1 protein-coding gene is annotated in these 11,856 nt (G+C 71.2%); it reads left to right on the forward strand.

The genetic code is table 11. The annotated features are described in order from the left end of the window. Positions 1–199 precede the first annotated feature (199 nt). Positions 200–11,856 (forward strand): type I polyketide synthase (locus ACFYQ5_RS35275; RefSeq protein ID WP_389203599.1); only part of this gene is annotated, 11,657 nt, incomplete at its 3' end.

Genomic DNA, 11,856 nt, shown 5'->3' on the forward strand with positions numbered 1-11,856 from the left:
ATATCTGCCCGCTGAGCGGGCCCCATAGGGGCTGCTTAGGGGTAGGGGTGCTCAGCGGCCCGCTGCTAGCCTGCGGCGGTATTGTGGGCAGATTTCTCTGCGGGGCGTTCAGGAACTCTGGTGCGCGTCAGGGAATTTACCCGAAGTGCAGTCATGGAAATCCTGAAAGCCATCATGGCCGGTGCTACGGAGTGGAAAATTGAGCGATTTCGAGGAATTCGCAGCCCATTCTCATCCGGAGGCCCGGCCTCACGTGGAGAGCCGGCCGAACTCGGAAGCCCGGCCTGATTCGGAGGTCCGGCCCGACGCGGAGTCCCGGTCCGGTCCCGAGAACCTGCGGGCCGCCCTCGAAGCCCGTCCACGCGCCGAACAGGAACGGCGTCTGCGTGCCGTGGTGGCGCAGGAGGTGGCCGCGGTCCTCGGCGGTCCCGACGGCGACCGACGCCCCGGAGATCTGTCACGGCCCTTCCTGGAGCTGGGGCTCGACTCCCTGACCGCCGTGGAACTGCACCGCCGCCTCCAGCGGTCCACCGGCCTCGGACTGCCCGTCACCGCCGTCTTCGACTACCCGAGCACCGACGCGCTCGCCCGCCATCTGCGTGCCGAGCTCTTCGACGGCGCCGACACCGCGCCCGTCCCCGCCGCTGCCCGCCGCGCCGACGACGAGCCCATCGCCATCGTCGCCATGAGCTGCCGGCTGCCCGGTGGCGTACAGACCCCCGAAGAGCTGTGGCAGCTGGTCGACGACGGCGTGGACGCCATCTCCGGCTTCCCCGACGACCGCGGCTGGGACCTGTCGGCCCTCTACGACACCGACCCCGACCGGCCCGGCACCAGCTACGTCCGCGAGGGCGGCTTCCTGCACGACGCGGGCGACTTCGACGCGGACTTCTTCGGCCTCTCGCCCCGCGAAGCACTCGCCACCGACCCGCAGCAGCGCCTGCTCCTCGAGACCTCCTGGGAGGCCCTGGAGCGCGCCGGCATCGACCCCGCCGCCCTGCGCGACTCGGGCACCGGCGTCTTCGTCGGCGCCGAGACCCAGGAGTACGGCCCCCGCCTCGGCGACGCCGGCGACGGCCTGGAGGGCTACCTCGTCACCGGCACCGCCGCCAGCGTCGCCTCCGGGCGCATCGCCTACACCCTCGGCCTTCAGGGCCCGACGATGACGGTCGACACGGCCTGCTCGTCGTCGCTGGTCGCCCTGCACCTGGCCGTCCAGGCGCTGCGGCAGGGCGAATGCGCCCTCGCCCTCGCGGGCGGCGTCGTGGTCATGGCGTCGCCGGGCTCATTCCTGGCTTTCAGCCGCCAGCGCGGCCTGGCGCCCGACGGCCGCTGCAAGCCCTTCGCGCAGGCAGCCGACGGCACGGCGTGGGGCGAGGGCGTCGGCATGCTCGTCCTCGAGCGCCTCTCCGACGCGCGCCGCAACGGCCACCGCGTTCTGGCCGTCGTACGGGGCTCCGCCGTCAATCAGGACGGCGCCAGCAACGGTCTCACCGCCCCCAACGGCCCCTCCCAGCAGCGCGTCATCCGAGCGGCCCTGGCGGACGCGGGCCTGTCGCCCGCCGACGTCGACGCCGTCGAGGCGCACGGTACGGGCACCACGCTGGGCGACCCGATCGAGGCGCAGGCCCTCATCGCCACGTACGGCAAGGACCGCCCCGGAGGGCCCGCGGGCCACGAACCGCTCTGGCTCGGCTCGCTCAAGTCCAACGTCGGCCACACACAGGCGGCGGCCGGAGTCGCCGGCGTCATCAAGATGGTCCAGGCGATCGACAGGGGCGTCCTGCCGAAGACCCTCAACGTGGACGAACCGAGCAGCCACGTCGACTGGTCGGCGGGCTCCGTCGAACTGCTCACCGAGGCACGCGCGTGGCCCGAGCGCGCGGACGGCGCACCGCGCCGCGCGGGCGTCTCGTCGTTCGGCATGAGCGGTACGAACGCCCACGTCATCATCGAGCAGCCGCCCGGTGAGGCAGGCGTCGACGCGGCTGACGACGGGCCTTCCGGAACCTTCGCGGGTGAGTCCTCCGGAACCGTCACGCCGTCGGTCGCCCCAGGTGTCGTCCCGGTGGCCCTGTCGGCGAAGGGCGAGACAGCACTGCGGGCCCAGGCCACGCGACTGCATGAACTCCTGTGCGCCCAGGAGGACTTGGGCGTGGGTGACGTCGCCTGGTCGCTGGCCGTGGCGCGCTCACGCTTCGCACACCGGGGCGTGGTCATCGGCCGGGACCGCGAGGAGATCCTCACCGGGCTCGAACAGCTGGCACAGGGCGATACGACCGCCAGGAACGTGGTGACGGGACGCACCACGGACGGCACGGTCCGGCCCGTGTTCGTCTTCCCCGGGCAGGGCTCGCAGTGGGCGGGCATGGCCCACGAACTCCTCGGCGAATCACCGGTGTTCGCCGCCCGCATGCACGAGTGCGCCGACGCCCTCGGCCCGTTCGTGGACTGGGACCTCTTCGCCGAGCTGAGCGGCGAGCACTTCGACCGGGTGGACGTCGTCCAGCCCGTGCTGTTCGCTGTGATGGTGTCACTGGCCGCCGTCTGGCGGGCGGCGGGTGTGGAGCCCGCCGCCGTGGTCGGCCACAGCCAGGGTGAGATAGCCGCCGCGTGCGTCGCCGGTGCGCTGTCCCTGGAGGACGCGGCCTGGGTGGTGGCGCTGCGCAGCCAGGCCATCCTCGAACTCTCCGGCCGCGGCGGCATGGTGTCCCTGCCGCTGCCCGAGGAACAGGTGCGGCCCATGCTGGCCCAGTGGGGCGACGATCTTTCGGTCGCCGCGGTCAACGGCCCCGCGCACGTGGTGGTCTCCGGCGCCACGAAGGCGCTGGAGGAACTGGTCGCGCTCTGCGTGGCCCGCGACATTCGCGCCCGTACCGTCCCGGTCGACTACGCCTCGCACTCCGCCCACGTCGAAGCAATCGAGGAGCACCTGGCGCGGGTCCTCGCCCCGGTAGCGCCCCGCTCGCCCGACGTCCCGCTGTACTCCACCCTCGTCGGCGACTGGCTGGCTGAGGACGTCCTCATGGACGCCGACTACTGGTACCGCAACCTGCGCCGGACGGTCCTCTTCGAACAGGCCACCCGCGGCCTGCTGGCCGAAGGCCACGGTCTGTTCATAGAGATGAGCCCGCATCCGGTGCTCACCGTCCCGGTCCAGGCGACCATCGACGCGACCGACAGTCCGGCCGTCACGCTCGGCTCCTTGCGCCGCGACGAAGGCGGAGCCGAGCGGCTGACCGCCTCGCTCGCCGACGCCCACGCCCACGGCGCCGAACTCGACTGGCAGGCGCTCCTGCCCGGCCGGACCGTCGTCGACCTGCCCACGTACCCCTTCCAGCGCACCCACTTCTGGCTGACCGAGGACCGGGCCCCCGCCGGCGCGCCGACGGCCGCCGCCCCCGACGCGGACGAGGCGCGGTTCTGGGAGGCCGTGGAACGCGAGGACGTCGACGAGCTGATGTCCACGCTCGGGGACGTGGCGCAGGGCGCGCTCAGCGAGGTGCTGCCCGGTCTGTCCGCGTGGTGGCGGCAGCGGCGCGAGCGTGCCGTCATCGACAGCTGGCGCTACCGGATCGCCTGGCAGCCGCTCCCGGCCGGCCGACTGCCGGCGGCGCGTCTGTCGGGCCGGTGGCTCGTCGTCCTGCCCGACAGCGCTGGAGACCACCCGTGGGCCACGGGGGTCGATGAAGCCCTGACCGAGTCCGGCGCCGAGGCCGTCCCCCTGCGCCTGGGCGCGGGAGAGTCGACCAGGGAGGCGCTGGTGGACCGGCTGCGGGGGGTGACGGAGGCCGCCGGGACGCCCGCAACCCCTCTCGCCGGCGTCATCTCCCTGCTCGGCCTCGACGAGGCACCCCTGGACGGCCACGAAGCCGTGCCTGCGGGGCTCGCGGCCACGGTGGCGCTGGTGCAGGCGCTCGGCGACACCGGTACCGACGCCCGGCTCTGGGCCCTCACCCAGGGGGCCGTGTCGACGGGACGCAGCGACCGCCTCGACCACCCCGTCCAGGCCCACCTGTGGGGCCTCGGGCGGGCCGTCGCACTCGAACACCCCGACCGCTGGGGCGGCCTCGTCGACGTACCCTCCACCCACGACAAACGCGCGGGCGCTCGCCTCACCGCCATCCTGGCGGGTCCCGCCGAGAACGCACCGGCGGGACCCGGCGCGGAGGACCAGCTCGCCGTCCGCGGCTCCGGCGTCTTCGTACGCCGTCTCCTGAGGGGCGAGGCGGCGGGCGCCGACCCGGCCCGGCAGGCTCGATGGACGCCGCGCGGCACGGTTCTCGTCACCGGCGGCACGGGCGCGCTCGGCGGGCACGTGGCGCGCCTGCTGGCCCGCGAGGGCGCCGCGCACCTCGTCCTGACCAGCCGCCGCGGCCTCGAAGCGCCCGGCGCGCCCGAACTCCGCGCGGAGTTGGAGGAGTCGGGCACACGCGTGACCATCGTCGCGTGCGACGTGGCGGACCGCGCGTCGCTGGCCAGGGTCCTCGACGACATCCCCGCCGAAGCACCCCTCACGGCCGTCGTCCACACCGCGGGTGTCCTGGACGACGGAGTCCTCGACGGTCTGACCCTCGACCGTCTCGACGGCGTCCTGCGCCCCAAGTCCCCGGCGGCCGCAGCCCTCCACGAGCTCACCCGCGACCTGAAGCTGGACGCGTTCGTCCTGTACTCGTCGGCATCCGGGGCCCTCGGCAGCGCGGGCCAGGCGAACTATGCCGCGGCCAACGCCTACCTCGACGCCCTCGCCGAACAGCGCCACGCCGACGGCCTGCCCGCGACATCCATCGCCTGGGGAACCTGGGACGGCGCAGGCCTCGCCGACACCGCCGTACGGTCCGAACGGGCCCGGCGCGACGGCATGCCCCCGATGCCGCCCGAGCCTGCCGTGGCCGCCCTGCGCGACGCCGTCGAGCGCGGCGACGCCAACGTGGTCATCGCCGCCCTCGACTGGGACACCTTCCTGCCCGGCTTCGTCGCGGCCCGCCCCAACCCGCTCTTCACGTCCATCCCCGAAGTGCGGGAGCTGACCGCCGGCCCCGCGGCCAGTCCCACGGACACCTCCGGCGCCGCCACCGTCACCGGTCCCGACTGGATGCGGCGGCTCGCCCCGCTGCCTGCCGCGGAACGCACCGCCGTTCTGGTCGCCTTCGTACGAGCCCAGGCCGCCGCCGTCCTCGGCCACGCCACGCCGGAGGCGATCGACTCGGCCCGTGCGTTCCGCGAACTGGGCTTCGACTCGCTCACCGCCGTGGAACTGCGCAACCGCGTCAAGGCGGCCACGGGCCTGCGCCTGCCGCCCTCGCTGGTGTTCGACTACCCCAACGCCGACTTGCTCGCCGCCCACTTGGCGCAGGAGGCGTTCGGCGTCACCGCCGACGCCGCCGCGCCCGCGCCGGCCGCCGCGGCGGACGACGACGATCCCATCGCGATCGTGTCGATGAGCTGCCGGTTCCCCGGTGGCGTCGGCTCACCCGAGGAGCTGTGGCGCCTGGTCGCCGATGGCCGCGACGCCATGGGCGACTTCCCCGCCGAACGCGGCTGGGACCTTGCCGAGCTGTACGACCCCGATCCCGACAGCGCGGGCAAGTCGTACGTGCGCGAGGGCGGTTTCCTGCACGGCGCCGACGAGTTCGACGCGGACTTCTTCGGGATCTCGCCGCGCGAGGCCCTGGCGATGGACCCGCAGCAGCGGCTCCTCCTGGAAGCCTCCTGGGAGCTGTTCGAGCGCGCGGGCATCGACCCGACGACCCAGCGCGGCGCCCGCGCGGGTGTTTTCGTCGGCTCCAACGGCGACGACTACATCCCCCGCATGTCCACCGTCCCACAGGACATCGAGAGCCACGTCCTCACCGGCAACGCCGTGAGCGTCATGTCGGGCCGCCTGTCGTACGCGTTCGGCCTCGAAGGCCCCGCCGTCACGGTCGACACGGCTTGCTCGGCGTCCCTGGTCGCCCTGCATCTGGCGGCGCAGTCGCTGCGCCAGGGCGAGTGCGACATGGCACTCGCGGGCGGCGTCACGGTCATGGCGTCACCGGACACCTTCGTGCAGTTCAGTCGTCAGCGTGGGCTTGCGGTGGATGGTCGGTGCAAGGCGTTCGCGGAGGCTGCGGATGGTACGGGGTGGGGTGAGGGTGTTGGTCTGTTGTTGCTGGAGCGGTTGTCGGATGCGCGTCGCAATGGTCACGACGTCCTGGCCGTGGTCCGCGGCTCGGCCGTCAACCAGGACGGTGCGAGCAATGGTCTGACGGCTCCGAATGGTCCGTCGCAGCAGCGGGTGATTCGTGCCGCTCTTGCCAGTGCCGGAATGTCGGCCGGTGACGTCGATGCGGTGGAGGCGCATGGTACGGGTACGACGTTGGGTGATCCGATCGAGGCGCAGGCGTTGCTTGCCACGTACGGTCAGGAGCGCTCTGCTGGGGAGCCGTTGTGGCTGGGGTCGATCAAGTCGAACATCGGTCATACGCAGGCGGCGGCTGGTGTCGCGGGTGTCATCAAGATGGTGATGGCGATGCGGGCTGGTGTGTTGCCTCGGACCTTGCATGTGGATGAGCCGAGTTCGCATGTGGACTGGTCGGCGGGTGCTGTCGAGTTGTTGACGGAGGCGCGTGAGTGGGTTGTCCGGGAGGATGGGACGCCGCGTCGTGCGGGTGTGTCGTCGTTCGGTGTGAGCGGTACGAACGCGCATGTGATCGTGGAGCAGGTGCCTGCGGTGGTCGGGTCTCCTGTGGATGTGCCGTCGACGGCTGTGATGGTGCCGTGGGTGGTGTCGGGCCGGAGTGCTGAGGCGCTGCGGGCGCAGGCCGAGAGGCTGCGGAATCACGTGGCCGGGGGATCGGCTTTTCAACCCGTTGATGTGGGCTGGTCGTTGCTGTCGGGCCGGGCTCTGCATGAGCATCGTGCGGTGGTGTTCGGCCGGGAGCGTGGAGATTTCCTGACCGGTTTGGAGTCGCTGGCGTCGGGTGGGCCTGGGGTGGTCGCGGGGTCGGTGGCGGAGGGTCGTCTCGGGATCGTTTTCACTGGTCAGGGTAGTCAGCGGGTTGGTATGGGGCGTGAGTTGTATGAGGCGTTCCCGGTGTTCGCGGATGCGTTGGATGAGGTGTGTGCGCATCTGGACGCCCTCCTTGACCGTCCTTTGAAGGACGTGATGTTCGGTGGGGATGCGGGGGTGTTGGAGCGGACGGAGTTTGCGCAGCCTGCGTTGTTCGCTGTCGAGGTGGCGTTGTATCGGCTTGGGGAGTGGTTTGGGGTGAGGCCGGATGTTGTGGGTGGGCATTCGGTCGGTGAGTTGGTTGCGGCGTTTGTGGCCGGTCTGTGGTCGTTGGAGGATGCGGTTCGGCTGGTGGTTGCGCGTGGTCGGTTGATGCAGGCGTTGCCTGAGGGTGGGGGGATGTTGGCGGTTCAGGCGGTGGAGGCCGATGTGCTGCCGTTGCTTGAGGGGTTGTCGGATCGTGTGGGTGTGGCGGCTGTGAACGGGCCTTCTCAGGTGGTGCTTTCCGGTGATCGTGTGGTTCTGGAGGGCCTGGAGGAGGTCTTGCGTGGTGGGGGTCGGAAGGTGCGGTGGTTGAGGGTGTCGCATGCTTTCCACTCGCCGTTGATGGATCCTGTGCTGGATGATTTCCGTGAGGTCGCGGAGGGTTTGTCGTATGGGGTGCCGGTCTTGTCGGTGGTCTCCAACGTCACCGGTGAGCTGGCGGACGTAGCTGAGCTTCAGGACCCGGGGTACTGGGTCGGGCATGTCCGTGAGGCTGTCCGCTTCCATGACGGCTTGGGTGCGCTGACCGGCTTTGGTGTGACCACGCTGTTGGAGCTGGGCCCGGATTCCGTGTTGACGGCGATGGCGCATGACACGTTCACCGACTCGGCTGTCCAGGCGGGGCTGATCGGGGCTCTGCGCAAGGACCGTCCCGAGGCGGACAGCTTCCTGGCTGCCTTGGCGAGGGCGCATGTGCGTGGTGTGGGGGTCGACTGGGCGCCGTTGTTTGCCCCGGCCGAGGCGCGTACCCGTGTGGAGCTGCCCACGTACGCCTTTCAGCGTGAGCCTTACTGGCTCGAGTCGGCCCCGTTGCCCGTGATGCAGGCGGGCGGGTTCGCTGTTGACGAGGTGGAGGCCCGCTTCTGGGAAGCGGTGGAGCGGGAGGACCTGGAGTCGCTCAGTGCCGAGTTGGGTGCTGAGGGTGGGGCGCTGGGGGAGGTGCTGCCGGTTCTCTCGTCGTGGCGACGTCAGCGGCGCGAGACCTCCACGGTCGGGCGCTGGCTGTATCGGGAGTCGTGGAAGCCGCTGACGGGCCTCGCCCCGGCGGCCTTCGACGGCACGTGGTGGGTGGTGGTCCCCGAGAAACTCTCGGAGAACGACCCGGAGGCCGCCACGACGTATCCGTGGATCGATGCGGCCGTCGCTGGCCTGGAGGAGCGCGGTGCACGCGTCGTCCGGATCACGGTGAACCGGTCCGAAGCACACCGCGACGCCCTCGCCCGCGAGCTGCGCGGGCGCGACGCGGACCACGGTCGGCCCCTGGGCGTCCTTTCGCTCCTGGCCCTTGACGACTCCGCAGGCGTGTCGGACCCGGCCCTGTCCGCCGGGGTCGAAGGGGTACTCGCCCTCCTCCAGGCCCTGGGCGACGCGGATGTGGCAGCGCCCCTGTGGGCCGCAACGTGCGGTGCCGTGGCCACGGGCCGCTCGGATCGCCTGACGTCGCCGGCGCAGGCCGCGGTGTGGGGCATGGGCCGGGTCGCCGCCCTGGAGCAGCCCCAGCGCTGGGGCGGCCTGGTGGACCTGCCCGGGACACCGGACGAGCGGGCGCGGCTGCGGCTCGCCGATATCCTGGGCGCGGCACCAGTTTCCGCATCGGCGTCCGGTGAGGACCAGATGGCGGTGCGCGGGTCCGGCGTGTTCGTACGGCGACTGGTCCGCGCTGCGTTCGACGAAAGGCCGGTGGGGGAGTGGTCCGCGCGGGGCACGATCCTGGTTACCGGCGGCACGGGCGCGCTGGGCGCACACGTGGCGCGCTGGCTGGCGCGTACGGGCGCCGAGCATCTCGTCCTGACGAGCCGCCGCGGCCCTGACGCTCCCGGCGCGTCCGAACTCCGCGCGGAGTTGGAGGGGTCGGGTGTACGGGTGACCGTCGCGGCCTGCGACGCGGCGGACCGCGAGGCCTTGGCGGGACTTCTGGCCGGAATCCCCGCAGACGCGCCGCTGACCGGTGTGTTCCACACCGCCGGTGTGCTTGACGACGGGGTGCTCGACGGTCTGACGGCCGAACGGTTCGCCACCGTGTTCCGGCCCAAGGTCCGGGCGGCCCTGAACCTTCACGAGCTGACCCGTGACAGCGAACACCTGACGGACTTCGTGCTCTTCTCCTCTGTCGCCGGCTCGCTCGGCATCGGCGGACAGGGCAACTATGCGGCGGCGAACGCCTTCCTGAACGCGTTCGCCGAGCACCGCAGGTCGCTCGGGCTGCCCGCGGTGTCCCTGGCCTGGGGGCCGTGGGCCGGCGGCGGCATGGCCGTCGACAGTGGCGTGGTGGAACAGAGGGTGCGCGACAGCGGCATGCCGCCCATGGAGCCCGGCCTGGCCGTCGCCGCGATGGCCACCGTGCTCGCGGCCGCGGCGCAAGGGGACACGGCTCAGTCCGCGAGCACGGCAGCGGTCACCCTCGCCGACGTCGAATGGGACCAGTACGCACCGAGCCACGCCCTGGTACGCCCCTGCCACCTCTTCGACCAGCTCACTGGCACCGCCACCGGCCTCGATAACAGCACTGCGGCCACGGCCGGGGGCCCCGGGCAAGCGCGGGCGACGAAGCCGGCCACTGATCCCTCGTCCTCCCTAGCGGAGCGGCTCGCGGCGCTTCCGGCGGCGGAGCGCGAGCGGGAACTCGTCGACCTCGTTCGCGATCGCGTGGCGACCGTCCTCGCCTATCCCGCCACCAAGCCCGTGGACGCGAGCCGTCCCTTCAAGGACCTCGGTTTCGACTCGCTCACCGCAGTCGAACTGCGCAACCTCATCGGCGCGGCAAGCGGACTCCGCCTCCCGGCGACGCTCATCTTCGACCACCCGACCCCGGCGGCGCTCGCCGGATATCTGCGCGGTGAACTCCTCGGAGGACTCACCCCGGACGGCGACGTCGCGGCGGCCGGGTCGGTCATGGCGAGCTCCACGGACACCGCCGGAACCGATTCCGACGCCGACGGGAACACGATCGCGATCGTCTCGATGAGTTGCCGCTTCCCCGGCGGCGTCCGCTCTCCCGAAGACCTGTGGCAGCTCCTCGGCGACGCCAGGGACGCCCTCGGGAACATGCCGGAGGACCGCGGCTGGGACGTGGAATCCCTCTACCACCCCGACCCCGACCACCCGGGGACGAGCTACGTTCGCGAGGGCGGCTTCCTGCACGACATGGCCGACTTCGACGCGGACTTCTTCGGGATCTCGCCCCGCGAGGCCCTGGCGATGGACCCGCAGCAGCGACTCCTCCTGGAGACCGCCTGGGAAGCCTTCGAGCGGGCGGGCATCGACCCGGTCGCCCTGCGCGGCAGCCGAACCGGCGTCTTCTCCGGCACCAACGGTCAGGACTACGAGGACGTCCTGCGCACCGCCCCCGACCGGGGTGAGGGATACCTCGGCACCGGCAACGCGGCGAGCGTCGTCTCCGGCCGTCTGTCCTACTCCTTCGGGCTCGAAGGCCCGGCGGTGACGGTGGACACGGCCTGCTCGTCGTCCCTCGTGGCCATGCACTTGGCCGCCCAGGCCCTCCGGCAGGGCGAGTGCGACCTCGCCCTTGCGGGTGGCGTCACGGTCATGTCGACGCCCGACACGTTCGTGGAGTTCAGTCGTCAGCGTGGGCTTGCGGTGGATGGTCGGTGCAAGGCGTTCGCGGAGGCTGCGGATGGTACGGGGTGGGGTGAGGGTGTTGGTCTGTTGTTGCTGGAGCGGTTGTCGGATGCGCGTCGCAATGGTCACGACGTCCTGGCCGTGGTCCGCGGCTCTGCCGTCAACCAGGACGGTGCGAGCAATGGTCTGACGGCTCCGAATGGTCCGTCGCAGCAGCGTGTGATTCGTGCCGCTCTCGCCAGTGCCGGTCTGTCGGCCGGTGACGTTGACGCGGTGGAGGCGCATGGTACGGGTACGACGTTGGGTGATCCGATCGAGGCGCAGGCGTTGCTTGCCACGTACGGTCAGGAGCGTTCTGTTGAGCAGCCGTTGTGGCTGGGGTCGATCAAGTCGAACATCGGTCATACGCAGGCGGCGGCTGGTGTCGCGGGTGTCATCAAGATGGTGATGGCGATGCGGGCTGGTGTGTTGCCTCGGACCTTGCATGTGGATGAGCCGAGTTCGCATGTGGACTGGTCGGCGGGTGCTGTCGAGTTGCTGACGGAGGCGCGTGAGTGGGTTGTCCGGGAGGATGGGACGCCGCGTCGTGCGGGTGTGTCGTCGTTCGGTGTGAGCGGTACGAACGCGCATGTGATCGTGGAGCAGGTGCCTGCGGTGGTCGGGTCTCCTGTGGATGTGCCGTCGACGGCTGTGATGGTGCCGTGGGTGGTGTCGGGCCGCAGCGCTGAGGCACTGCGAGGGCAGACAGACCGTCTGTGGGAGCACGTGGCCGGGCGTGACGAGCTTGAGCCGGTCGATGTGGGCTGGTCGTTGCTGTCGGGCCGGGCTCTGCACGAGCATCGTGCGGTGGTGTTCGGCCGGGAGCGGGACGATTTCTTGGCCGGTCTTGAGGTCGTGGCGTCGGGTGGGCCGGGTGTCGTTCAGGGTTCGGTTGTCGAGGGTCGCCTGGGTGTGGTCTTCACTGGTCAGGGTAGTCAGCGGGTTGGTATGGGGCGTGAGTTGTATGAGGCGTTCCCGGTGTT

Origin of the sequence: Streptomyces sp. NPDC005794 (genome assembly GCF_042871445.1) — a bacterium.
Classification (GTDB): Bacteria; Actinomycetota; Actinomycetes; order Streptomycetales; family Streptomycetaceae; genus Streptomyces.